The sequence below is a fragment of the Priestia sp. JNUCC 25 genome (genome assembly GCF_053667915.1).
In genome coordinates, this window is sequence record NZ_CM132211.1 from 4,703,062 (window position 1) to 4,726,374 (window position 23,313).

General features: G+C 39.2%; 24 protein-coding genes, 1 rRNA gene and 1 riboswitch. Of the genes, 13 read left to right on the forward strand and 12 right to left on the reverse strand.

What is annotated here, in order from left to right:
- Window positions 1-74 precede the first annotated feature (74 nt).
- Window positions 75-1,626 (reverse strand): 16S ribosomal RNA (locus JNUCC25_RS24700).
- A gap of 353 nt (window positions 1,627-1,979) precedes the next feature.
- Between JNUCC25_RS24700 and JNUCC25_RS24705 the strand changes: the two genes are divergently transcribed.
- From JNUCC25_RS24705 to JNUCC25_RS24715, 3 genes are all read left to right on the forward strand, one after another.
- Window positions 1,980-2,174 carry a hypothetical protein gene (locus JNUCC25_RS24705; protein WP_013059575.1) on the forward strand — a complete coding sequence of 65 codons (195 nt, stop codon included), beginning with the start codon at window positions 1,980-1,982 and terminating at the stop codon, window positions 2,172-2,174.
- Between the two features lie 236 nt (window positions 2,175-2,410).
- The gene (locus tag JNUCC25_RS24710; protein WP_064472179.1) at window positions 2,411-3,997 is read left to right on the forward strand and encodes an AMP-binding protein; all 1,587 of its coding nucleotides are present in this window, start codon (window positions 2,411-2,413) and stop codon (window positions 3,995-3,997) included.
- A gap of 119 nt (window positions 3,998-4,116) precedes the next feature.
- Window positions 4,117-4,794, forward strand: coding sequence for an MgtC/SapB family protein (locus JNUCC25_RS24715; protein ID WP_013059577.1), 678 nt, complete (start codon window positions 4,117-4,119; stop codon window positions 4,792-4,794).
- Between the two features lie 26 nt (window positions 4,795-4,820).
- Here JNUCC25_RS24715 and JNUCC25_RS24720 read toward each other — a convergent pair whose 3' ends face one another.
- The 7 genes from JNUCC25_RS24720 to JNUCC25_RS24750 form a co-directional block, all read right to left on the reverse strand.
- Window positions 4,821-5,429, reverse strand: coding sequence for an NAD(P)-binding protein (locus tag JNUCC25_RS24720; RefSeq protein WP_013059578.1), 609 nt, complete (start codon window positions 5,427-5,429; stop codon window positions 4,821-4,823).
- On the reverse strand, window positions 5,410-6,177 hold the full coding sequence (locus tag JNUCC25_RS24725; protein WP_013059579.1) for a sirohydrochlorin chelatase: 768 nt from the start codon (window positions 6,175-6,177) through the stop codon (window positions 5,410-5,412). The genes JNUCC25_RS24720 and JNUCC25_RS24725 overlap by 20 nt, the downstream gene beginning before the upstream one ends.
- Window positions 6,178-6,190: 13 nt before the next feature.
- Window positions 6,191-6,970 (reverse strand): uroporphyrinogen-III C-methyltransferase, encoded by a 780-nt coding sequence (gene cobA, locus JNUCC25_RS24730; protein WP_013059580.1) that lies wholly within the window; start codon window positions 6,968-6,970, stop codon window positions 6,191-6,193.
- A gap of 91 nt (window positions 6,971-7,061) precedes the next feature.
- On the reverse strand, window positions 7,062-7,661 hold the full coding sequence (cysC, locus tag JNUCC25_RS24735; RefSeq protein WP_013059581.1) for an adenylyl-sulfate kinase: 600 nt from the start codon (window positions 7,659-7,661) through the stop codon (window positions 7,062-7,064).
- A 12-nt stretch (window positions 7,662-7,673) separates the two neighbouring features.
- Entirely contained in the window at window positions 7,674-8,825 is a 1,152-nt protein-coding gene (gene sat / locus JNUCC25_RS24740; RefSeq protein ID WP_013059582.1) for a sulfate adenylyltransferase, read from the reverse strand.
- A gap of 52 nt (window positions 8,826-8,877) precedes the next feature.
- Window positions 8,878-9,957, reverse strand: coding sequence for an inorganic phosphate transporter (locus tag JNUCC25_RS24745; RefSeq protein WP_013059583.1), 1,080 nt, complete (start codon window positions 9,955-9,957; stop codon window positions 8,878-8,880).
- 19 nt (window positions 9,958-9,976) lie between these two features.
- A complete protein-coding gene (locus JNUCC25_RS24750) occupies window positions 9,977-10,690 on the reverse strand; it encodes a phosphoadenylyl-sulfate reductase (protein WP_025601286.1) in 714 nt (237 codons plus the stop codon).
- A gap of 254 nt (window positions 10,691-10,944) precedes the next feature.
- Window positions 10,945-11,047: riboswitch (SAM riboswitch) on the reverse strand.
- 312 nt (window positions 11,048-11,359) lie between these two features.
- Between JNUCC25_RS24750 and cdaS the strand changes: the two genes are divergently transcribed.
- The 3 genes from cdaS to JNUCC25_RS24765 all read left to right on the forward strand — a co-directional run bounded on the left by cdaS (window position 11,360) and on the right by JNUCC25_RS24765 (window position 13,323).
- Window positions 11,360-11,986 carry a sporulation-specific diadenylate cyclase CdaS gene (gene cdaS / locus JNUCC25_RS24755; RefSeq protein WP_029319203.1) on the forward strand — a complete coding sequence of 209 codons (627 nt, stop codon included), beginning with the start codon at window positions 11,360-11,362 and terminating at the stop codon, window positions 11,984-11,986.
- Between the two features lie 97 nt (window positions 11,987-12,083).
- Window positions 12,084-12,467: a VOC family protein gene (locus JNUCC25_RS24760; protein ID WP_013059586.1), complete on the forward strand. Its 384-nt coding sequence runs from the start codon at window positions 12,084-12,086 to the stop codon at window positions 12,465-12,467.
- 67 nt (window positions 12,468-12,534) lie between these two features.
- Entirely contained in the window at window positions 12,535-13,323 is a 789-nt protein-coding gene (locus tag JNUCC25_RS24765; RefSeq protein ID WP_025601282.1) for a potassium channel family protein, read from the forward strand.
- Between the two features lie 9 nt (window positions 13,324-13,332).
- On the opposite strand, the gene JNUCC25_RS24770 is transcribed toward JNUCC25_RS24765, so the two are convergent.
- The 3 genes from JNUCC25_RS24770 to JNUCC25_RS24780 all read right to left on the reverse strand — a co-directional run bounded on the left by JNUCC25_RS24770 (window position 13,333) and on the right by JNUCC25_RS24780 (window position 15,960).
- The gene (locus tag JNUCC25_RS24770; protein WP_016765797.1) at window positions 13,333-13,737 is read right to left on the reverse strand and encodes a YugN-like family protein; all 405 of its coding nucleotides are present in this window, start codon (window positions 13,735-13,737) and stop codon (window positions 13,333-13,335) included.
- Window positions 13,738-14,116: 379 nt separating this feature from the next.
- Complete coding sequence (locus JNUCC25_RS24775; protein WP_013059589.1) at window positions 14,117-15,466, reverse strand: glucose-6-phosphate isomerase; 1,350 nt, start codon at window positions 15,464-15,466, stop codon at window positions 14,117-14,119.
- 245 nt (window positions 15,467-15,711) lie between these two features.
- Window positions 15,712-15,960: a hypothetical protein gene (locus JNUCC25_RS24780; protein ID WP_223269018.1), complete on the reverse strand. Its 249-nt coding sequence runs from the start codon at window positions 15,958-15,960 to the stop codon at window positions 15,712-15,714.
- A 214-nt stretch (window positions 15,961-16,174) separates the two neighbouring features.
- On the opposite strand from JNUCC25_RS24780, the gene JNUCC25_RS24785 reads away from it, so the two are divergent.
- The 7 genes from JNUCC25_RS24785 to mnhG are packed head-to-tail and all read left to right on the forward strand — an operon-like array spanning window position 16,175 to window position 21,928.
- The gene (locus JNUCC25_RS24785) at window positions 16,175-18,580 is read left to right on the forward strand and encodes a Na+/H+ antiporter subunit A (RefSeq protein WP_029319206.1); all 2,406 of its coding nucleotides are present in this window, start codon (window positions 16,175-16,177) and stop codon (window positions 18,578-18,580) included.
- A complete protein-coding gene (locus JNUCC25_RS24790; protein WP_013085301.1) occupies window positions 18,577-18,999 on the forward strand; it encodes a Na(+)/H(+) antiporter subunit B in 423 nt (140 codons plus the stop codon). The genes JNUCC25_RS24785 and JNUCC25_RS24790 overlap by 4 nt, the downstream gene beginning before the upstream one ends.
- Window positions 18,999-19,340, forward strand: a complete 342-nt coding sequence (locus JNUCC25_RS24795; RefSeq protein WP_013059592.1) for a Na(+)/H(+) antiporter subunit C — start codon at window positions 18,999-19,001, stop codon at window positions 19,338-19,340. The genes JNUCC25_RS24790 and JNUCC25_RS24795 overlap by 1 nt, the downstream gene beginning before the upstream one ends.
- Window positions 19,330-20,814 carry a Na+/H+ antiporter subunit D gene (locus JNUCC25_RS24800; RefSeq protein WP_013059593.1) on the forward strand — a complete coding sequence of 495 codons (1,485 nt, stop codon included), beginning with the start codon at window positions 19,330-19,332 and terminating at the stop codon, window positions 20,812-20,814. Before JNUCC25_RS24795 ends, JNUCC25_RS24800 begins: the two co-directional genes overlap by 11 nt.
- Window positions 20,815-20,820: 6 nt before the next feature.
- Entirely contained in the window at window positions 20,821-21,297 is a 477-nt protein-coding gene (locus tag JNUCC25_RS24805) for a Na+/H+ antiporter subunit E (RefSeq protein ID WP_013059594.1), read from the forward strand.
- Entirely contained in the window at window positions 21,298-21,582 is a 285-nt protein-coding gene (locus tag JNUCC25_RS24810) for a Na(+)/H(+) antiporter subunit F1 (protein ID WP_013059595.1), read from the forward strand.
- Entirely contained in the window at window positions 21,566-21,928 is a 363-nt protein-coding gene (gene mnhG, locus JNUCC25_RS24815; RefSeq protein ID WP_013059596.1) for a monovalent cation/H(+) antiporter subunit G, read from the forward strand. The genes JNUCC25_RS24810 and mnhG overlap by 17 nt, the downstream gene beginning before the upstream one ends.
- Window positions 21,929-21,972: 44 nt before the next feature.
- Here mnhG and JNUCC25_RS24820 read toward each other — a convergent pair whose 3' ends face one another.
- A complete protein-coding gene (locus tag JNUCC25_RS24820) occupies window positions 21,973-23,136 on the reverse strand; it encodes an iron-containing alcohol dehydrogenase (protein ID WP_013059597.1) in 1,164 nt (387 codons plus the stop codon).
- Window positions 23,137-23,313: the final 177 nt, after the last annotated feature.

The following is a 23,313-nucleotide window of genomic DNA, read 5'->3' on the forward strand; positions in this document are numbered from 1 at the left end:
CTTTCTATAATTGAGAGATTGAACTCTCAAAACTGAACAAAGTGTCAAAACGTACGTCATGTAAAAATCCTTAGAAAGGAGGTGATCCAGCCGCACCTTCCGATACGGCTACCTTGTTACGACTTCACCCCAATCATCTGTCCCACCTTAGGCGGCTAGCTCCTTACGGTTACTCCACCGACTTCGGGTGTTACAAACTCTCGTGGTGTGACGGGCGGTGTGTACAAGGCCCGGGAACGTATTCACCGCGGCATGCTGATCCGCGATTACTAGCGATTCCAGCTTCATGTAGGCGAGTTGCAGCCTACAATCCGAACTGAGAATGGTTTTATGGGATTGGCTTGACCTCGCGGTCTTGCAGCCCTTTGTACCATCCATTGTAGCACGTGTGTAGCCCAGGTCATAAGGGGCATGATGATTTGACGTCATCCCCACCTTCCTCCGGTTTGTCACCGGCAGTCACCTTAGAGTGCCCAACTGAATGCTGGCAACTAAGATCAAGGGTTGCGCTCGTTGCGGGACTTAACCCAACATCTCACGACACGAGCTGACGACAACCATGCACCACCTGTCACTCTGTCCCCCGAAGGGGAACGCTCTATCTCTAGAGTTGTCAGAGGATGTCAAGACCTGGTAAGGTTCTTCGCGTTGCTTCGAATTAAACCACATGCTCCACCGCTTGTGCGGGCCCCCGTCAATTCCTTTGAGTTTCAGTCTTGCGACCGTACTCCCCAGGCGGAGTGCTTAATGCGTTAGCTGCAGCACTAAAGGGCGGAAACCCTCTAACACTTAGCACTCATCGTTTACGGCGTGGACTACCAGGGTATCTAATCCTGTTTGCTCCCCACGCTTTCGCGCCTCAGCGTCAGTTACAGACCAAAAAGCCGCCTTCGCCACTGGTGTTCCTCCACATCTCTACGCATTTCACCGCTACACGTGGAATTCCGCTTTTCTCTTCTGCACTCAAGTTCCCCAGTTTCCAATGACCCTCCACGGTTGAGCCGTGGGCTTTCACATCAGACTTAAGAAACCGCCTGCGCGCGCTTTACGCCCAATAATTCCGGATAACGCTTGCCACCTACGTATTACCGCGGCTGCTGGCACGTAGTTAGCCGTGGCTTTCTGGTTAGGTACCGTCAAGGTACGAGCAGTTACTCTCGTACTTGTTCTTCCCTAACAACAGAGTTTTACGACCCGAAAGCCTTCATCACTCACGCGGCGTTGCTCCGTCAGACTTTCGTCCATTGCGGAAGATTCCCTACTGCTGCCTCCCGTAGGAGTCTGGGCCGTGTCTCAGTCCCAGTGTGGCCGATCACCCTCTCAGGTCGGCTATGCATCGTTGCCTTGGTGAGCCGTTACCTCACCAACTAGCTAATGCACCGCGGGCCCATCTGTAAGTGATAGCCGAAACCATCTTTCAATCATCTCCCATGAAGGAGAAGATCCTATCCGGTATTAGCTTCGGTTTCCCGAAGTTATCCCAGTCTTACAGGCAGGTTGCCCACGTGTTACTCACCCGTCCGCCGCTAACGTCATAGAAGCAAGCTTCTAATCAGTTCGCTCGACTTGCATGTATTAGGCACGCCGCCAGCGTTCATCCTGAGCCAGGATCAAACTCTCCGAAGAAATGTTTGACTTGCTCATTTAAAAAATAAAAATTAACGTTGACGTTTGTCGCTTTGTTCAGTTTTCAAAGTTCAACCGCCGCTCTTAAGCGACTTTACTATCATAACAAGTTGAAACCTAGTTGTCAACAAGTTTTTTTATTTGTTTATCACTTCGATGTTTGCTTTAGCAGTTCATCTTAGCGACATTTAATAATATACCACGCCTTCTTTTATTGTGCAATAGTTTTTCGATATATTTTTAAAAACTATTTTCTTGCAAACGAAACGTTAGCCAATTAATAGATACTAGCATATCTAGAGCCATACTAGCATAATGTCTATTAAATCCTTATCCGCCAAGGAGGCGTTCACTTGGATACCTTAATTGCAGCTGCACTCTATTTGTCCTTTTGTATGTCTATTCTCTTAATTTCACTTGCTTATTGGGAATCAATTCAAATGTCTAATAAAGAAGGCAAAGTCAACGGCCTTTCATTTATTTCACTTTCAACATTCAGCATGATTTTTTGTTTGTTTACTTCATATTTTTATACCATTCTTTATTAACATGCGTTGTCTTCTTATAACAGGGAGACATTTCTTTATTTTATTACAATATTCGCATTCCGTATACTTACTTGTTGAAATCAATGTGATAAATCTAGTTCCTTCCCTTTCCTATATGCAGTGTAAAGTGAAGGAATTTGTCGAATGATTTTTTGGAACACTTCCTTTAAATTTGATAAACTACTTTTAGAAAACGCTTTCATATATACTTTAACATTATTCAAGGAGGAAACCAAATGAAACCATTGCTTGAATTAACGGTTGGAGAACTTTTAAAAGAAAGTACAAAAAAGTTTGGGCATCAAGAAGCGGTTATCTACTCTGAACAAAATATTCGCTATACGTACGCGGAATTTTATCAAGAAACCTCTCGAGTTGCAAAGGCACTTCTAGCCACCGGTCTCAAAAAAGGCGACCATATCGCTATCTGGGCTACCAATGTGCCGGAATGGTTGCTTCTTCAATTCGCAGCAGCTAGAATAGGCGCTGTTTTGGTTACCCTTAATACAAGTTATCAATCCTCTGAATTAGAGTATGTATTGAGTAATTCTGATACATCAGCGCTATTTTTCATTGATGAATTTAAAAGCACTTCTTATACGTCTATTATCACCAGTATTGAACATAATCTTCCCAAACTAAAACATCTTATAAACTTAAGTGGATCAAGCGAACATACATCTTGGAACGAGTTTTTAATGAGTAGCTTAATGGTATCGGATGAGGTTCTCGATAAGCATGAACAATCCCTACATATCCATGATGTTATCAATATGCAATATACTTCCGGAACAACAGGTTTTCCAAAAGGAGTTATGCTCAGTCACCATAATATAGTAAACAACGGCTTTTTAGTTGCTCAGTCTATGAAACTGACTAACGAAGACCGCTTATGCATCCCAGTTCCTTTCTTTCATTGCTTCGGATGTGTGCTGGGTGTTCTAGCATGCGTATCTGTAGGTGCTACTATGCTACCGATTATTGAATTTCAACCTGCCTCTGTTTTACGCACCGTAGAGAACGAAAAATGTACAGCTCTTCACGGTGTACCAACTATGTTTATTGCGGAATTAAATACGCTTGACTTTCATCAATATGATTTATCTACTCTTCGCACAGGAATCATGGCTGGTTCTAATTGTCCAGCAGAAGTAATGAAACGAGTCATACATGACATGGGCATCAATGAAATTACGATCGCCTATGGTCAAACCGAAACATCTCCTGTAATCACCCAAACAACCCCAACTGATTCTATCGAGCGGCGAGTACAAACGGTTGGCAAAGTTCATAATCATGTACAGATTCAAATTATTAACCCAGTTACAGGTAAACCAGCTTCTTTCGGAGAACAAGGAGAACTTTGTGCAAAGGGATATTTAACAATGAAAGGATATTACAAAATGCCGGAAGAAACAGAAAAAACAATTGTAGAAGGTTGGCTACATACAGGAGATTTAGCTACCATCGATAAAGATGGCTATGTAAAAATTACAGGACGTCTAAAAGATATGATTATTAGAGGCGGAGAAAATATTTACCCAAGAGAAATTGAAGAGTTTTTATATAGAATACCCGAGGTAGAAGATGTGCAAATTGTCGGTATTCCTGATCCAAAGTATGGAGAACGAGTTGCTGCATGCATTAAACTCAAGCAACATTCTTTTCTTACCGCTCAAGAAATCAAAGACTTTTGCAAAGGTAAGCTTGCTCATTTCAAAATTCCGGAACATATTTATTTTATAGACGACTTTCCCATGACGGCATCCGGCAAGATTCAAAAATATAAATTAAAAGAAAAGATCGTAGCGCTTTATAAATAATCAGATTTTTTTGAATTTCACCTGTCATTATGAAGAAAAGTTTACTATACTGATACATATCTGTTTTTCTTCTTTCATACAGATATAAACAACAATGTTTATTGAAATAGGTGAAAATAATGGAAAATGAAATGTTGCTCAAATTAGGTATTTCCGCTGTACTTGGTCTTATTATTGGAATTGAAAGGGAACTAAAACGAAAGCCTGTTGGTTTAAAAACATCTCTCGTAATTTCCATTATTAGCTGTTTACTCACGATTGTTTCGATTGAGTCTTCTCAAATCTTTAATAAAGGTGATCACATCACAATGGACCCGCTTCGTCTGGCCGCTCAAATTGTTTCTGGAATTGGTTTTTTAGGGGCCGGTGTCATTTTACGAAAAGAAAATGACAGCATCTCAGGGCTTACAACAGCGGCTATTATCTGGGGAGCAGCAGGTATAGGCATTGCTGTAGGTGCAGGGTTTTATCCTGAAGCTATTACCGGAGTTGTACTGCTCATCATCAGCGTTGAACTTCTTCCCTTCCTCATTACTATTTTGGGGCCTAGGCAACTGCGCGAAAAAGAGCTTATTCTTCAACTCAAGCTGGCGGATAAGCACAATATCTTTGATACAACTAATAGCATTAGAGAAAAGAATATTACAATTAAAAATATTCGAATCAAAGATTTAGACACCAATGAATTGTATATACGAATGAAAGTGTCAGTTAATAACCAGCGCCCTACTACAGAAGTGTATTACGAAATTCAAAAAATCAGCGGTATTCGAAGCATTGAAGTTGAAAATGTATAAATAAAAAACGGCCAATTGGCCGTTTTTTATTTATATTTTTCAATCTGCTGTAAAAATTCCCGCTGTTTTACTAGAGACAGCCGGTATTGATCATTGATAATTTCTGTTAATAACTCATGTTTACGGCTCTTTGACACATTCAATCTGTGGATAAGAACTCTGCATTCATACAAAAACTGTGTATACTGTGTGTAACTCTCATCATAATTTGAGGATAAGTCTTCTTTGATTCGTTTTGTCAACAAAGGACTAGCGCCATCTGTGGATATTGCTAGCGATAATCTCCCTCTAGAAAACTGTGCAGGAATCTGAATATTTCCATCGGAAAAACTGCTGGCCATATTAACCAACTGATCATTTTTAATATGCTGCTTAACAAACTTATTCACAGCTTGATCATTTGTAGCCACAACAATTAAAAAGACATTAAGTAAGTCTTCTTCTCCTACTTTTTTTCTTTTTACACGCAGCTGATCTTTAGCTTCCCACTCATTTATTTCGGCTGAAACAGTTGGAGCAACCACTGTAATGGCTGCTCCTTCTTGTAAAAAACCTTTAATTCTACGAGTTGCGATTGTCCCTCCCCCAACTACTAAGACCGAACGACCCTTTAAATCAAGCATAACGGTATACATCGTATTGATTTCCTTTGCTCGATAATAACGTTTTTACTTGGTGACTTAAAATGTGTGCAAGTCCATCATGATAACCTAGGTAGTTGGCTAAGATAAACTGCTGGGCATCTGTTGATAGCTGCTCCAATTCTTCCTTAATTTCGTTCATTAAAATACCGGTAAACAAAAGGTACGGAAGAACGAATACTTGCTTATACGAAGTTCGTTTAGCAAGGTGCAGGCCTTCTTTTAAATTAGGAGAAGCTGCAGCTAAATAGCATGTGCTCACTTCTTTAAAAGCACCTTTCCCTTTTAGCAGTTGAGCTATTTCGTTAAAATCTTTTTTTACAGCAGGATCACTGCTTCCTCTGCCGACCAACAATACCATCGAATCTTCATGCTTATCCACATTGGTTTCCTTGATTCTCTCTACCAAGATATCAACAATTCGTTCGTCTACGCCGAACGGTTCTCCGTACAGCACTTCTACCTGGGGATAACGTTCATATACTTTGTGTATTTCTTCGGGTATATCATGCTTTGCATGCGCAGCTGTTAATAACAGAAGAGGCACAATTGCAATACGAGTAGCACCTTGTTCAATACATGCTTCAAATCCTTGTTCAATAGTGGGGGAAGCTAGTTCTAGGAAACAAACTTCTTGAATCGGTACATCTAGATTTTTTTTACATCTTTCAATAAAAGCAACTGCCTGATCAGCGCCTTCTTTTACGCGGCTGCCATGGCAAACATATAAAACTGCATCCATATAATCAACCTCTTTAGTAAGCTTCTTGTGCAAACGAATAGTAATGCTGTCCAGTCTTCTCAAACCAATTTAATCGGTCATGAAAATTCACAACTTCACCAACGATAATCATACTTGGATTTTCAATTTGTTCTTCTTTAACAATATCAACAATTGTACCAAGAGTTCCAGTTACAGTGCGCTGGTCCGCACATGTTCCCCAGTGAATCAATGCAATTGGCGTAGCTGAAGTTTTTCCGTGTTTCATTAACTGTTGGCAAATGTACGGTAAGTTCCGCACCCCCATATAAATTGCAAGAGTATCTACACCTTTGGCTAGGCTATCCCATTTGATTGCATCATGCTCGCTATCTTTACGATGACCTGCTACAAAAGCAAAGCTTGCGCTGTATTCCCGGTGAGTGACAGGGATTCCTGCATAAGCAGCGGCTGCGATGCCTGATGTAATTCCTGGAACAATTTCAAATGAAATGCCCTGCTGCACGAGAGCTTCTGCTTCTTCCCCTCCGCGTCCGAAAACAAATGGATCTCCGCCTTTTAAGCGCGTTACAATTTTTCCTTTTTTAGCGAATTTCACTAAAAAGTTGTTAATTGTTTCTTGCTTGAGGGTATGATAGTTCGGAAGCTTTCCGCAGTAAATGATATCTGCATCACTTTTAGCATACTCCAGCAGGTCCTTATTCACTAAACGATCATATAAGATAACATCTGCTTGCTGAATTGCTTTCAACCCTTTTAATGTAATTAAATCTGGATCTCCCGGTCCTGCACCGACTAGATATACTTTCCCCATGAATGCCTTTCACCCTTCCATCATTTCCACGTCTCCGCAGCGCTCCCACATTTTAATTTGAATTAGAACAGCGGACAAAGTCCGCTGTCATTTAGATAAATTTTCGGTTAGCTAAATATTCAATAACAGTTTGTACACATTCTTCTACAGACTGTGTGCTTGTATTAATTGTTAATTCAGGGTTAGCCGGTGACTCATACGGAGAATCAATTCCTGTAAAATCACGAATTTCTCCGCTTCTTGCTTTTTTGTAAAGGCCTTTTGGATCTCTTTTTTCACATTCTTCTAACGGACACTCCACGTATACTTCCAAAAATTCATTCCCCTCTAAGATCTCACGCACTTGAGCGCGGTCCTCTTGGAATGGAGAGATAAATGCTGTGAGTACCACTTGACCGCTGTCTACAAACAGTTTAGAAACCTCACCGATACGGCGAATATTTTCTGTACGATCTTCAGCAGAAAACCCTAGATTCTTATTTAAGCCGAAACGAACATTGTCACCATCTAATACATAGTTGCGAATATTTTTATCAAAAAGCGCTTTTGCCACTGCGTTTGCTACGGTAGATTTACCTGAACCCGAAAGACCTGTAAACCATAATACAAAACTGTGATGATTATTTTGCTCGCGTCTTTCCTCTTTTGTAATTCCAGCATCATGCCACGTAATGTTTGTTGATTTGTTCACTTCAACCGCTCCTTATTTTGAAGATACTTTTTGTTTTGCTAATCCTTTAATTAACACTTCAATTACTTCTTTACGGCTGAATGTGCTTGGTGGCACTTCTCCGTTACGAAGCATTTCACGTACCTTTGTTCCAGATAGAATCATATGATCTTCTTTGCTGTGAGGGCATGTTTTCGTTGATGCCATCGCTTCACACTTCTTGCAATAGAAGCTGTGTTCAAAGAATAAAGGTGTAATTCCTAATTCATCTGCTGTAAAGTTACTGAAGATTTTTTGTGCGTCATATGTTCCATAGTAGTCACCAACACCAGCGTGGTCACGGCCTACAATGAAATGTGTGCATCCAAAGTTTTTTCGAACCATTGCATGGAAAATAGCTTCTCTAGGTCCAGCATAGCGCATCGCAGCAGGGAAAACTGCTAAAGCTACACGATCGCTAGGATAATAGTTCTCTAAAAGTACTTCATAACTTTCCATACGGATATCTGCTGGGATATCATCTGACTTTGTTTCTCCTACAAGTGGATTTAAAAACAGGCCGTCTACAATTTCTAATGCCGTTTTTTGAATATATTCGTGCGCACGGTGAACAGGGTTACGAGTTTGGAATCCAACAACTGTTTTCCAACCGCGTTCTTCAAATGCTGCTCTTGTTTCAGTAGGATCTAGGTAATACTTTTCAAAACGCGTTTTAGGTGTACGTTCTACAAGTACGATTGGACCTGCTACATATACATTTGGGCGCTCCATCATTTTTTTCACGCCAGGATGAGCAAGTTCTGCCGTGCGGTACACGTTCTCCGCTTCTTTTTCTTTATTTGGCGTATATACTTCAGAAACTTCTAAAACACCATACGTTACGCCGTTTTGAACAAGTTTTACTTTGTCGCCAATGTTTAATTCTTTAGCTTGCTCTTCTGTTACAGGAAGAGTGATAGGAATACTCCATACTGTTCCATCTGCTAAACGCATATTTTCAACAACTGATTGATAATCTTTTTCTCCTAAAAATCCTGTAATTGGGCTGTAAGCACCAATTCCAATTAGTTCTAAATCACTTAGGGCCATGTTATCTACTTCGATTTCTTTTGTTAGTGACGTGTAGTCATATGTTGGTTGATATAAATTAATTAATTCTCCACCGTGTGCTTGAATTGTTGTCATTTTGTAAAATCCTCCTTAAATAATTAACACAATATAATAAAAAGCACTTGAATCACGCAGTCATTTTTTCTTTTTCCGACTGCAAGCTTGCTCTTTTTCTTCTAGTCGCTCTAGCCAAGCTTAGAACACCTGCTGTGGCAATACATCCGCTAGCTAGCACCACAAATGAATATAAGTCGCTTTCAAGTACTAATTTCACAAGAACATATGAGATTACGAGTGAAAATACAGGGGATACCACCCAAACCTTTAACATTTGAATGACCACTTCGCGCTGTTCTTTCGTGAATCCCGTTTTCGCTGCTCCTATTCCAATAATAGAAGACGTAGTGACCTGTGTAAGCGGTACTGGCAAACCAAACAGTGAAGCGACTGTGACAAGAGAAGCACCAGTACCCGAGATAATGCACCCTTCTCCTACAGAATAGCGAGTAATTTTTTTCCCGTTTGTTTCAATAACTCGGCCTCCTAGTAAAAGAGCTCCGAGCGCCACTGCCAATCCGCCTGCTATGACACCCGTTGTGGCATCCATTAATCCAGCTCCTACTAGAGGACCGACAGCATTTGCCACGTTATTCATTCCAGCTGAGAAGGCTTCAAAGAATCCCGTCGCTATAACTAAAATCGTTAAAACTCTTTTCCACTTTCCCTCTGCTTCTTTTTTATGCGCTCTGCGTTTTATCACTTTTCCAATCAAAAAAGCAATGACAAATGAAACTAGCGGAACAATAATCCAAAAAGACATGACAACTAAAAGTTTTTCCACATACAGAGATTGATAAGCTACGCCTACTCCAACAACTGAACCAACCGTTACTTCACTTGTTGATAGAGGAATACCAATTAAATTCGCGAAAAAGAGTGACAGCGTTGCAGCAGCCAGAATGATAATAACTAATTCTACTGACAGCAATTTTTCAGGTATGATACCTGAACTGATGGTTTTTACCACCTCGCCGCCTCCGATAATGGCTCCGAGCACAATACCTACAGCACAGATGAACAGGGCTACTCTTCGCTTTTTAATCGCACCGGAGCCGTATGAAACGCCCATAGCTGCTGCTGCACCGCTTGCCCCAATATTCATTGCAAAAAAAAGCGCAATGATAAAGGCAACATATAAAAGCATCATTTATTCAGCTCTTTCGTATTTAAGATTCGTGTAATCCGCATTCAACTTTTTGTGTACCTGCCCATCTTCCTGAACGTAAATCGTCTACATTGTAGGCAGGTGCGGTACAGGGTTCACAGCCGATACTTGGGTAGCCTTGATCATGAAGTTTGTTATATGGTAAATCATGCTTATACACATAGCGCCAAATTTCCTTCCAAGACCAATGAATTAACGGACAAACTTTCACCTTCTTGAATTTCTCATCCTTATTAAAGTAATTCGTGCTGGCACGAGACTCAGACTGCTCGCGTCTCAAACCAGAAATCCACGCATCATAAGGAGCAAGAGATTCTCTTAATGGAATGATTTTTCGAATTTGACAGCATAAGTTAGGCTGACTCTTCCAAAGCTCATCTCCATGTTTTTCAGCTTGTTCTGCAAGAGTTAAATCCGGTTTTTTCATATGAATACGTAAATCAGGGAAGCGTTCTTTAATTGCATCAATCACTTCATATGTTTCTTTAAAATGAACGCCTGTATCTAAAAAGACAATTTCAGCATCTTTTTTCACTTTTGAAATTAAATCAATTAACACGATCCCTTCGATCCCAAAGCTTGATGCATAGATAATTGAATCTCCGTAGGTATCATACGCCCACTGCAATGCTGAAAGGGCTCCTTTTGTTTCATCTTCACTGTCGAACTCTGGAAACGTATCACTCCAGTTTTCGTACGTATATAAGTCTGCCATTTTCTTCACTCCAATTCTTAGTTATCCGCGTTATCCAATAAAAAAAGACGGTTTTACCCACTAGAATTGGATAAAACCGCCTCTAGTGTGTCTAGTCAGCGAAACTATTTAATTCTTACTTTGCTTCGACATGCCCAAAGATTTGTTTTAAGTCGGGGGTTACAGTCATTGGTGTCCCTCCTCAAATTATCGCTTGCGCTATATCAAAATAAAAAGTCTTCCATATTGAAAGACTGGGTAGGCAATAAATTTTCACCTTATCTTTCAAAATGATACACACTTTGCTGGAATTAGCACCTTGCTAAGCAGGTTGCCGGGGTTCAACGGGCCAGATCCCTCCACCACTCTTGATAAGCATTTTTTAAAAATTTTAGCATATTTAGAATATTTGTCAACATTAAAAATCATATATCCGATAAGAAAACTATACTTTAAATTCACAGAAATATCTATACTTTTATTTAAAACAACATATGTAAATTTAAACCAAATGTGAACATATCAGTTTATAAAACGCTTTCTTTTTCTCCAACTTTTTATATTCTCTTGCTAAATAAAACACAAAACCTCTCTATAAAATTAATAAGGGATTTATAAGCTTTACGGATAATTCACCCACATTAGCACACATTACAGATAACACTGACTGACAGATAGGAGCTATATAAGATGGAGAGACAACCTTTTCAATTAGACGATACAATTAAAAATAATGTGCGAACATATTTACAGCAGATTTCAACTGAAGCCTCTAATTTAGTTAAACATTTAGACACGAGTGATCATTGTATACTATGTGATTTTGAGGAGATGCGAAAGTTATTTCAAGATGTTCAAGCTACGGCTGCCTCTTATTACTTGCGTCATTACTTATCGCCTTATACATTTGAATATGCTGCTCTGTCCTTAGCTATTCATAACCTTTCTGAGAAACGTCACGGCGCTTTAATTGTCATTGAACGGGAACAAAATGTAGACCCTCTTATTCAAAAAGGAATGCCTATTCAAGCTCCTGTCAGCGCTACGCTAGTTGAGACGCTGTTCTATCCAGGGACACCCTTACATGACGGAGCCGTCCTAATTAGAAATAATCAGCTTATCTCAGCTGCTAATGTTTTACCTCTCTCGTCTATTATTTCAACGACCAAAAAATTGGGAACACGTCACCGTGCAGCCATTGGAATGTCGGAAAAATCGGATGCATTAATTTTAGTTGTCTCTGAAGAAACAGGCAAAATTTCGTTTGCACTTGAGGGAAGCCTCTACCCTATTCACTCCAGCAAAAATATGATTTAAGAGCCCTTTCCTGATAAGCAGCCCTATATTGACTTCTATATCCTTTCTCTTTAATATATTTCATAGTTTTTACATACTATAGATACGGGTGATGCATATGACAATTTTAAAATTTGAACATGTAGGCGTTCAAGTAAAGGATATAGAAGAATCTATTGAGTTCTATACGCAAAAAGTGGGATTAGAGCTCATCGAAAAACTACCACATACCGATCCGTCTTTGAAGCTAGCTTTTCTAGGTTTAGAAGGCAATGTAATTGTAGAGTTAATTCAAGGGTATAACTCAAGCTTACCTAACGAAGGTAAAGTTCATCATTTTGCGCTGGCAGTAGACGGAATTGAAGAGGAGTTTGAGCGTTTAAAATCAGCAGGCGTTTCATTTGTGGAAGAAAACATTGTAACTTTGCCAAATGGAGCAAGATACTTATTTTTCTACGGTCCAGACAAAGAATGGATTGAATATTACGAAGTAAAAAGATAAAGATATCTTATACCTTCAGTGAAAAATGGTCATACTGTGGCTATGACTAATCACTGGAGGTTTTTTTATGATGGAATGGCTATTATTTCGACTTTTTCGTCGTTCTATTTTAGTGCGGCTTCTTTTTATTATCGGCTGCCTTGTTCTGCTTTTCGGCATGCTTATACATTTCCTAGAGCCGCAAACGTTTGGGAATGTGTTTGAAGGAATTTGGTGGGTTATTATTACAATCTCTACTATAGGGTACGGTGATTTTGCTCCGACCACTACGATTGGAAGGATAGCTGCAATTATTTTAGTCCTGATCGGAACGGGATTTATTACCACTTATTTTGTTACGCTTTCTAAAATTGCTGTTTCCGCTGAGAGCGCTTATTTGGAAGGAAATTTAAAATTTTATGGAAAAGATCACTTCATCGTTGTTGGGTGGAATGAGCGCGCCAAACTCGTGTTAGAGTCTTATCGCGACGCATTTCATAAAGAAGACATTGTTCTTATCGACGACTCTCTGACTAAAAATCCCATGATTTGTGATCGCGTTCATTTTATTAAAGGAAGTCCCTCTCATTATGAAGTATTAGAACTTGCCAACGCTCGGTACGCAAAAAAAGTGCTGATTACTGCCGATCAGCATAAGACAGAAGAATATGCAGACATGAATACTATTGTTACGTTAGTCGCGCTGCAAGGATTGAACCCTTCTATTTACAGCATCGTTGAACTGTTAACAAAAAAGCATATTCAAAATGCACAAAATTTGGGGGTGAATGAAATGATTAAAACAAACGAGTTGATTAGTCAAGTCATGTACGAACATATTTTTGTGAAAAAATCAGAGAGTTTAAAAAAAGAATAGTTCCTTCAATTACTGAAGCAGCGCATCTTCTGCCTCTCTGATTAGCTCTTCTCCTAAGCTGATATACTTTTCTGGAAATGAAGCGTCTGCGTCTTGGGGTTCTGCAAACTGATTAAATGAAGCACTCACATTTCCATTGTGAACATCGTCATCTAGACCAATTTGATATTTATGTGAAAGTAAAAATGGCGTGCCAATCTGTACGGTTGTTCCTTTAGAATCCAGTTCTCCATTCGTAGCTGTAAACGGGATACGTAAAAACTGATAGCCGACTTCATCATTCATCTTATAGTCGAATGAACCATGGTCATAATCCCAATTCCCTCCAATGTTATACCCAAGCGGCTTAAGCGTTTTTTCTAATTCGTAAAGCTTGAATAATGTGCCCTCTAATCTTGAAGATAATTCAATCATGTTATCCCTCCTCTGTTTTAACATGTCCTCTTTCCAGCGTTTTATCCTTTATCTCAAAAGCAAAAAAAAGGTTGAGACATAACTAAATGAATCCAACCTAAAGACGAACAAACTGGATAAAGTAGCTCGTATAAATCGCTTGTGACACCGTGATGTCCGTGCAAGGCTTCGCTTTTCGCGGGCAGGCGCTGAGCCTCCTCGTCGCTTGCGCTTTTCCCCGCAGGAGTCTTCGCCTTGCCCTCCAATCAACTGCTAGAAGGACCTAAACAGATGAAACTATATTCACCATAACAAAAAAAACGAACCACTAATCAAACATGTTGATCAATGGTTCGTTTTCCACTTGGGCTAAAATACTTTTGTACCGCCCTCTTTTTACTTACTTCAAACGCTTTTCTAATTCTGCTTTTTTCTCTTCAAAACCAGGTTTTCCAAGAAGAGCAAACATATTTACTTTGTATGCTTCTACTCCCGGCTGATCGAATGGGTTTACGCCTAATAAATAGCCGCTGATTGCACATGCTTTTTCGAAGAAATATACAACATATCCGAACGTATACTCATCTAGCGCAGGGATGTTCACAACTAAGTTTGGAACGCCTCCATCTGTGTGAGCAAGCATTGTACCTTGGAAGGCTTTTTTATTTACAAAGTCAACTGTTTCACCAGCTAAGTAATTTAATCCATCTAAGTCCGCTGCATCTTCTTCAATTGTTAGCTCATGACGAGAATCTTGAACTTGTACAATTGTTTCAAAAATATCACGACGACCTTCTTGTACATATTGACCTAAAGAATGAAGATCCGTTGAGAAGTTAGCAGATGAAGGGTAAATACCTTTTTGATCTTTTCCTTCACTTTCGCCAAATAACTGTTTCCACCATTCAGCAAAGTATTGAAGAGCTGGCTCATAGTTAATCAGCATTTCAATTGTTTTTCCTTTATTATAAAGAACATTACGAGCTACAGCATATTGATAAGCTGGGTTCTCTTCTAGCTCTGATGATGAGAATGCTTCTTGAGCATCAGCTGCCCCTTTCATCATTTGTTCGATATCAAGACCCGCAGCGGCGATTGGTAATAAACCAACTGCTGTTAATACTGAATAACGGCCGCCTACATCATCTGGAATAACAAATGTTTCATAGCCCTCTTCATCCGCTAATGTTTTTAATGCGCCACGCGCTTTATCTGTTGTTGCATAAATGCGCTTGCGTGCTTCTTCTTTGCCATATTTCTCTTCTAATAATTTACGGAAGATACGGAAAGCAATCGCCGGTTCTGTTGTTGTACCAGATTTTGAAATAACATTAATAGAGAAATCTTTATCTTGTAAAACATCCATTAAGTCTTTCATGTATGTTGAGCTGATGTTGTTACCAGCAAAAATAACTTGCGGAGTTTTACGCTGTTCTTTTGATAATGTGTTATAGAATGAATGCTGAAGCATTTCAATAGCAGCACGAGCACCTAAGTAAGATCCTCCAATACCGATAACAATTAATACATCTGAATCAGATTTAATTTTTTCTGCACTTTTTTGAATGCGTGCAAATTCTTCTTTGTCATACTCCGTAGGAAGGTCGACCCATCCTAAAAAGTCGTTTCCAGCACCTGTTTTCTCATGAATTGAATGGTGAGCTACTTTCACGGCATCACGTAAGTATGTAAGTTCATGTTCACCAAAAAATGATAACGCGTTTGAATAATCAAAACGAACATGTGTCATAGTCTGTTCCTCCATTAAAATATCTTTATTTTTCACTTTATCGAAACTGTTAGGTGAATTCAAGTGAATCCACTTACAATTTGACACAATCATTATAGTTTGTTGAAACTGCAATCATTGTATGTACCCTTTTATTTAACGATAAATTCAGTTGTGAAGTCAACTAATGTTCTTTGATTACAGGACGTAATTCATGCACGATTACGCAAATAATAAGCAAATAAAAAACGACTACAGAGTGGTCTTCAATCGTTTTTTATTTGCTTATCGGGTGGTGCAATATAGTTCATTTCACCTATCTTCACATATTGTCTCGGTTTATAAGAGGCTTTTAAAAGGGAAAAGTCTATTGATATGGAATTTTCAGCTTGGTTTTTAGAAGTGAGTAGCATCCTGTTTTCTTCTTTCATTTCCAAGTGATTATTCAGCACAAATCCGCCCATACATAATGCGATAAAAATGAGAAAACTGATGGCTATTTGTTTCCTATACATTTCCATCACCTCACTCTTAGAGTGACAATTTCGAGTGATTTTTATACGTCCAAAAAAATTTTTTTATGTTTTTTTTATGGATTTTGTGACGAGTTTCTATTTATTTAATAAGGTTTGAAAAATCCGCTGATACTAAGAAATAGCATGGATGCATGCATAATTAAATTATTATATAATCGGTTACAGAATTGAATATCACAAGGAGGTTTGTCTTTTGTCGTGGTTGCACTTGGTGATTTTATCGCCTTTTTTATTAGCCTTTTTTGTCCCCCTTCTGTATAGGAAATTCCAGCGTATTCATACAGGGTGGTTCGTTTTACCTCTTCCACTTGTGTTGTTCATTTATTTCACACAATATATCAGTGGTGTTTCTAAGGGGGAAACATATCTACATTCAATGAAATGGATACCTAGTCTGGGCATTAACTTTGATGCCTATGTGGATGGACTTGGTCTTCTGTTTTCTCTATTAATCACCGGAATTGGGACACTTGTTATTCTTTACTCCATTTATTATCTTTCTAAGACAAAAGAAGCACTGCATTCGTTTTATGTCTATTTGCTTCTTTTTATGGGGTCGATGCTAGGAGTTGTATTATCAGACAACCTAATGAGCCTTTACAGCTTTTGGGAATTAACAAGCCTTTCATCTTTTTTATTGATTGGTTATTGGTACAAACGAGAGAAATCTCAATACGGAGCCTTAAAATCTATGCTCATTACCGTATTCGGAGGACTTTCCCTTTTAGCAGGAATTGTGCTTTTATACGTTATGACAGGTACTTTCAGCATACGCGAAATTATCTCAAACATAGATGTAGTCACATCAAGTCATCTATTCATTCCAGCTCTAGTCCTCATTTTATTAGGGGCCTTTACAAAATCTGCTCAGTTTCCTTTTCATATTTGGCTGCCAGATGCAATGGAAGCTCCAACCCCAGTGAGTGCATACCTTCATTCAGCCACAATGGTAAAAGCGGGAATTTATCTTTTAGCAAGACTCAGCCCTGTTTTCTCTATAAGCGCCACTTGGTTTTTTACTATTTCAATTATAGGACTAATCACACTGTTTTGGGGCTCGTTTTCAGCAGTAAAGCAACAAGACTTGAAAGGGATTTTAGCTTTTTCAACCATTAGTCAGCTCGGGATGATTATGTCACTTATAGGAGTAGGTAGCGCAGCTATTCACTATAATTTTTTAGACGATAATATCTACTTAGTAGCTCTTACTGCAGCGGTTTTCCATTTGATTAACCACGCTACCTTCAAAGGCAGCTTGTTTATGGTAGTAGGCATTGTCGATCATGAAACAGGCACGCGTGACATTAGAAAGTTAGGCGGGTTAATGAGCTTCATGCCTGTGACATTTACCATTGCTATCATCGGGGGATTTTCAATGGCGGGTCTTCCTCCTTTTAATGGATTCTTAAGTAAAGAGATGTTTTTTACAGGCATGGTAAACGTGACAAAAATGGATATGTATAGTATGCAGACGTGGGGAATTTTGCTGCCTATCATCGCTTGGTTAGGAAGTATTTTCACTTTCGTCTATAGTATGATTCTTGTCTTTAAAACCTTTACAGGCAAATACCAGCCCGAAAAACTAGAAAAGAAGCCGCATGAAGCACCAGTAGGGATGCTTATTTCACCTGTTATTTTAGCATCACTGGTTGTTATTTTTGGCTTTGCTCCTAATTTATTAGAATCAACCCTTATTGAGCCAACAATGGCCTCTATCGCACCTAGCCTGCTAGCTGAAGGTAAAGAATATCAAGTGCATATTAAATTTTGGCATGGCTTTACCCCAGAATTATTTATGACGCTAGGGGTCATCGTATTTGGTATTTTGTTATTTATGACGATTCAAAAGTGGTCAAAAATTTATACACGATTCCCTTCTTCTTTAACGCTTAATAACGGCTATAATTATGGAATTAAAGGGATAGAAAAAGGGTCAACACGTATCATGAAAACATTAATGACAGGATTTATTAGAGACTATCTTTTAATCATTTTTACTTTCATAGGCATTTTACTTCTCGTAACGCTCTTTTCTCAGAATGCCTTTGCGATTGATTTAAAAGATACTGCTTCTATAGGCGTTTATGAAGCCATATTAGCAGTCGTAATGGTTGCGGCTACTATCACAACTTTATTGGCAAAATCACGCCTCACAGCCATTATTTCGCTCGGAGTTGTCGGGTATACGCTCTCTTTATTTTTCGTATTATTCCGAGCTCCTGACTTAGCTTTGACTCAATTAGTGATTGAAACTGTATCGGTATCCCTGTTTTTACTATGTTTCTACTACTTGCCGGAGTTTCGGAAGCGAAAAGTAAGGGTGAAGTTTCAGCTGCCAAACTTACTGGTTGCTCTTCTTGTAGGAACGACTGTTACACTGCTTGGCATATCAGCAAACAGTACGAAACTATTTGAATCGATTTCATATTACTTTATTGAAAACAGCTATGAAAAAGCAGGCGGCGAAAACATGGTGAACGTAATTCTTGTTGACTTCCGCGGATTTGATACATTATTTGAAATTACCGTACTTTGTATAGCAGCTCTTGCTATCTATGGCATGATTCGTCTTCGGTTAACAAAGGAGGAAGAAGAGTGAAAAAAAATGATTTGATACTACAAACCACAACGAAAGTAGTCACGTTTATTATTATCATTTTTGCCATTCATCTTTTCTTTGCAGGTCATTATACACCGGGGGGAGGGTTTGTTGGGGGACTTACTACCTCAGCAGCCCTTGTATTACTACTGCTGGCTTTCGATATAAAAACCGTATCCAAAGTCATCCCATTTGATTATAAGAAGGTCGCGGCTTCCGGACTGCTGCTAGCTATTTTAACGGGGCTTGGGTCATTTATTTTCAAAGTTCCATTTCTAACTCACACATATAGCTACTTTAACCTTCCCCTTCTCGGGAAAACATCTTTAGCTACCGTTGTACTATTTGATTTAGGTGTATATCTAGTAGTAGTTGGTGTTACGATGACCATTATTCAAACGATTGGAGAGAGTGAATAGTGGAAATATTAATGTCCATAGTGGCAGGGATTCTATTCACTGCCGCTGTATATCTTATGTTATCCCGCAGTTTACTGCGAATTATTATTGGAACAGGTTTATTAAGCCACGGCGTTCACCTGTTGATTTTAACGATGGGCGGATTAAAAGGGGGGAGTGTTCCCCTTCTGGGAGAAAAGGCTTCTTCTTATACAGATCCTTTACCTCAAGCCCTAATTTTAACTGCCATTGTCATAAGCTTTGGCGTCACTTCTTTTTTCCTTGTACTAGCTTACAGGGCTTATCAAGAACTCGGAACAGACGATATGGACAAGTTAAGGGGAAATGAACATGACGAGTAATTTTGTAATCATCCCACTGCTTATCCCGTTTGTTGTAGGTGTTGTGCTCATTTTTTTCAAAGACAATATTAAACTTCAAAGGATAATCAGTGTTTTATCATTAATCACCACCACTGCTTTTGCTTCCTATTTAGTACAACTGGTTCAATCAAAAGGTGTTTTAACTCACGAGCTTGGGAACTGGAAACCTCCTTTTGGAATTATTCTAGTAGCGGACATGTTCGCGTCCCTTCTCGTACTTACTGCTAGTGTGGTAACACTATGCTGCGTTCTTTTTGCTTTTCATACAATTGGGGAAAAGCGTGAACGTTTTTACTTTTATTCATTTGTGCAATTTTTATTAGTAGGCGTATTCGGCGCCTTCTTAACAGGTGATATCTTTAACTTATTTGTCTTTTTTGAAGTCATGCTTATGTCTTCGTACGCTCTTATTGTAATTGGCGGTACAAAAGCACAGCTTCGAGAGTCACTTAAGTATATTTTAGTCAACGTCATTTCATCCGCTTTGTTTGTCATTGCCGTTGCTTATTTATATGCCGTAACAGGAACTCTCAACATGGCGGACCTTTCACAGCGAATTGCTGAGGCGAACCAGCCGGGAATTTTAACAACCATTGGCATGCTTTTATTTATCGTCTTTGCCTTAAAAGCAGCTTTATTTCCAATGTATTTCTGGCTTCCAGGTTCATATAGTGCGCCTCCACCCGTTATTATCGGGTTGTTTGGTGCTTTGCTCACAAAAGTAGGCGTTTATTCGATTTTCAGGACTTTCACTTTACTGTTTTACCATCATCCTGAATTTACTCATCAAATTATCGGCTACGTTGCGCTTTTGACTATCGTTGTTGGTGCAGTAGGCGCCATTGCTTATTCTGATGTAAATAAAATCTTAATTTATAACATTATTATTGCTGTCGGAGTCATAGTCTACGGAGTGACCTTGACAACAAACGCAGGTTTTGAAGGAGCTATTTATTATTTAATTCACGACATGATTATTAAAGCAGCTCTATTCCTTCTTGCTGGAAGCATCATTCGAATAACTGGAACAACAAAATTAAAGAAAATGGGTGGGTTAATTAAAGACTACCCGCTGCTTGGCTGGATGTTTTTTATCGCTACTATTTCGTTGGCAGGAATTCCTCCCCTAAGCGGCTTTATTGGAAAATTCCTTTTAGTTCAGGGCGGCTTAGAATCAGAGAGCTACACGTTTGTAGGAGTTTTACTAGTTTCAAGCCTGCTTGTTTTATATTCTGCCATTAAGATTTTCATGAGCTGCTTCTGGGGTGAACCTAAGCTTTCTTCTGAGCATGGAAAAGTATCCCTTAAAGGTATTCTATACCCATCCGCTATCTTACTTGCTGTTTCTGTCTTTTTAGGACTAGGTGCAGAAGCTGTTATTCCTTATGTGTCAACAGCCGCTCAAACGCTTATGGATCCTTCAATTTATATCCAATCGGTGTTAAAGGAGTAGATCTGCATGTCATTTCAACTATTATTAAACGTAATCATTGCATTCACATGGATGTTTTTGAGAGGAATTTGGACACTCCCTTCCTTTATTATAGGTTTTTTCTGGGGAGCGGTACTGCTGTTTGTTTTCCGCCGTTTTTTTCACAGGCGTTTTTACTTGCATAAAGTGTATGCGATCATTAAACTGCTGTTTATTTTCATACGAGAATTATTCAAAGCCAATATTGCAGTGACTAAGGACGTATTGCGCCCTAAATTAAATATTCAGCCAGCCATCTTTGCAATGCCAACCCGTCTGGAGAGTGAATGGGAAATTACCATTCTTTCTCTTTTAATTACGCTAACGCCAGGCACACTGGTGATGGATGTGTCAGATGATAATTCTACTATCTATATTCATGCAATCAATACAGACGATATTGATGACATTATTACAGATATTCAGCAAACATTCGAAAAAGCCATTATGGAGGTGAGTCGTTAAATGCTCGATATTTTTTTAAACGTTTCGCTCATTCTCATTTCTGCTTCAACTATTGGATTTGTTTATCGAGTGGTAAAAGGTCCGTCAACTGCTGATCGAGCAATGGCCCTTGATGCTATTGGAATTAACATCATTGCCATCACGGCCATCATCTCGATTATTTTTCGAACGCAGGCTTTTTTCGAAGTCATTTTACTGCTAGGCATCATAGCCTTTGTAGGTACCGTTGCTTTTTCTAAGTTTTTAGAGAAAGGAGAAGTGATTGAATATGAACGTGATCAGTGAAATCATTGTAGGAGCTTTGGTACTAATAGGGTCTCTTCTGACAGTTGTGACCATGATTGGGCTTATTCGCTTGCCTGATACGTATACAAGAAGTCACGCTGCCTCCAAAAGTGCTACCTTAGGCGTCCTGTTTATATTAGTGGGCTGCTTACTCTACTTTTGGATTGACACCGGCCATATTAGTGCACGGTTAATTTTAGCGATTGTCTTTGTGTTTATCACCTCTCCTATTGCTGGGCATTTACTAGGAAGAGCGGCTTATTACAGCGGAGTTCCTCTTTCTGATAAAACCGTTCGGGATGATTTGAAAACCAAACAGCAGAAAAAGCTTACCCATGATGAATAGAAAAAAACGCCGTGCGGTTTGCACGGCGTTTTTTATCGAGAATCTTATAAAGAAGCGCGTAGGATTGCTAGTACATCTTCTCTGTTTAATTTTTTAAATTTACCAAATTCACCTTTAGCCATTGCACGATCAGCCATAAGATCTAATTTGTCTTCACCAATATCATAATCAGCTAAGCGAGTTGGTGCACCTAGGCTTGACCAGAATTCACGAAGCTTATCAACACCTTCAAGTGCTACTTCTTTATCCGTCTTGCCTTCCGTATCTACGTTAAATACGCGTACAGCTACTTGCTTGAAGCGATCTACGTTCTCATCCATTACGTGTTTCATCCAGTTCGGGAATAAAATTGCCAATCCACCTGCATGTGGAATGTCATATACAGCTGATACCGCATGCTCAATATTGTGAGTAGCCCAATCGCCTTGGTGTCCCATTTGTAACATACCGTTTAATGCGATTGTCCCATTGTATAAAATCGTTTCACGTAACTCGTAGTTCTCTAAGTCGTTTAATAATTTTGGTCCCGTTTCAATAACCGTTTGCAGTACTCCTTCACACATGCGATCTTGAAGCGGCGTATTTGTTGCAGCATGGAAATATTGTTCAAATACGTGGCTCATCATGTCGACCATGCCATAAACTGTTTGATTTTTTGGTACAGTAAATGTATTAACGGGATCTAAAATAGAGAATTGAGGGAATGTTGCCGGACTGCCCCAGCCGTATTTTTCTTGTGTTTCCCAATTTGTAATAACAGAACCAGCATTCATTTCTGAACCTGTTGCTGCTAATGTCAGCACTGTTCCAAATGGAAGAGCTTCAGCTGCGAATACGTCGCGGTTAATGATGTCCCATACGTCTCCATCATATTTTGCGCCTGCTGCGATTGCTTTTGTACAATCGATTACGCTTCCTCCACCAACTGCAAGTAAAAATTCAATACCGTTTTCTTTACAAATATCGATTCCTTTGCGAACAGTTGTCAGACGAGGATTCGGCTCTACTCCCGCTAACTCATGTACTTCTGCATTCATGTCATTCAGTACATCCATTACTTGATCGTATAAACCGCTGCGTTTTACGCTTCCTCCGCCGTATACTAATAATATCTTTTTACCAAAGCGCCCTGCTTCTGTTTTTAATTGCTCTAATTGACCTTTACCAAAAATTAATTTTGTAGGATTATAAAATGTAAAATTGTTCACTATAAACTCCTCCTTACGAGCTTGATTACATGCATCATTATGAAGAACAACTTTTTGATTGTAAAGAAAATTGACTTCCTAAAGATTATTCCCTGTTGACTAGACGCTCACCCCATCCAAATCAACGTTTATTTGTCTGTATCTTCCAAAAGTAAATATGCATATTTCCCTCAAAAA

Bases quoted from the DNA above. Each gene is read 5' to 3' on its own strand.
- cobA (WP_013059580.1), bottom strand. From the start codon at position 6,970: ATGGGGAAAGTATATCTAGTCGGTGCAGGACCGGGAGATCCAGATTTA.
- JNUCC25_RS24710 (WP_064472179.1), top strand. From the start codon at position 2,411: ATGAAACCATTGCTTGAATTAACGGTTGGAGAACTTTTAAAAGAAAGT.
- JNUCC25_RS24750 (WP_025601286.1), bottom strand. From the start codon at position 10,690: ATGGCAGACTTATATACGTACGAAAACTGGAGTGATACGTTTCCAGAG.
- mnhG (WP_013059596.1), top strand. From the start codon at position 21,566: ATGAACGTGATCAGTGAAATCATTGTAGGAGCTTTGGTACTAATAGGG.
- JNUCC25_RS24800 (WP_013059593.1), top strand. From the start codon at position 19,330: ATGACGAGTAATTTTGTAATCATCCCACTGCTTATCCCGTTTGTTGTA.
- JNUCC25_RS24745 (WP_013059583.1), bottom strand. From the start codon at position 9,957: ATGATGCTTTTATATGTTGCCTTTATCATTGCGCTTTTTTTTGCAATG.
- JNUCC25_RS24725 (WP_013059579.1), bottom strand. From the start codon at position 6,177: ATGGATGCAGTTTTATATGTTTGCCATGGCAGCCGCGTAAAAGAAGGC.
- JNUCC25_RS24765 (WP_025601282.1), top strand. From the start codon at position 12,535: ATGATGGAATGGCTATTATTTCGACTTTTTCGTCGTTCTATTTTAGTG.
- JNUCC25_RS24810 (WP_013059595.1), top strand. From the start codon at position 21,298: ATGCTCGATATTTTTTTAAACGTTTCGCTCATTCTCATTTCTGCTTCA.
- JNUCC25_RS24720 (WP_013059578.1), bottom strand. From the start codon at position 5,429: ATGTATACCGTTATGCTTGATTTAAAGGGTCGTTCGGTCTTAGTAGTT.
- JNUCC25_RS24770 (WP_016765797.1), bottom strand. From the start codon at position 13,737: ATGATTGAATTATCTTCAAGATTAGAGGGCACATTATTCAAGCTTTAC.
- JNUCC25_RS24760 (WP_013059586.1), top strand. From the start codon at position 12,084: ATGACAATTTTAAAATTTGAACATGTAGGCGTTCAAGTAAAGGATATA.
- JNUCC25_RS24715 (WP_013059577.1), top strand. From the start codon at position 4,117: ATGGAAAATGAAATGTTGCTCAAATTAGGTATTTCCGCTGTACTTGGT.
- sat (WP_013059582.1), bottom strand. From the start codon at position 8,825: ATGACAACAATTCAAGCACACGGTGGAGAATTAATTAATTTATATCAA.
- cdaS (WP_029319203.1), top strand. From the start codon at position 11,360: ATGGAGAGACAACCTTTTCAATTAGACGATACAATTAAAAATAATGTG.
- JNUCC25_RS24780 (WP_223269018.1), bottom strand. From the start codon at position 15,960: ATGTATAGGAAACAAATAGCCATCAGTTTTCTCATTTTTATCGCATTA.
- JNUCC25_RS24805 (WP_013059594.1), top strand. From the start codon at position 20,821: ATGTCATTTCAACTATTATTAAACGTAATCATTGCATTCACATGGATG.
- JNUCC25_RS24775 (WP_013059589.1), bottom strand. From the start codon at position 15,466: ATGACACATGTTCGTTTTGATTATTCAAACGCGTTATCATTTTTTGGT.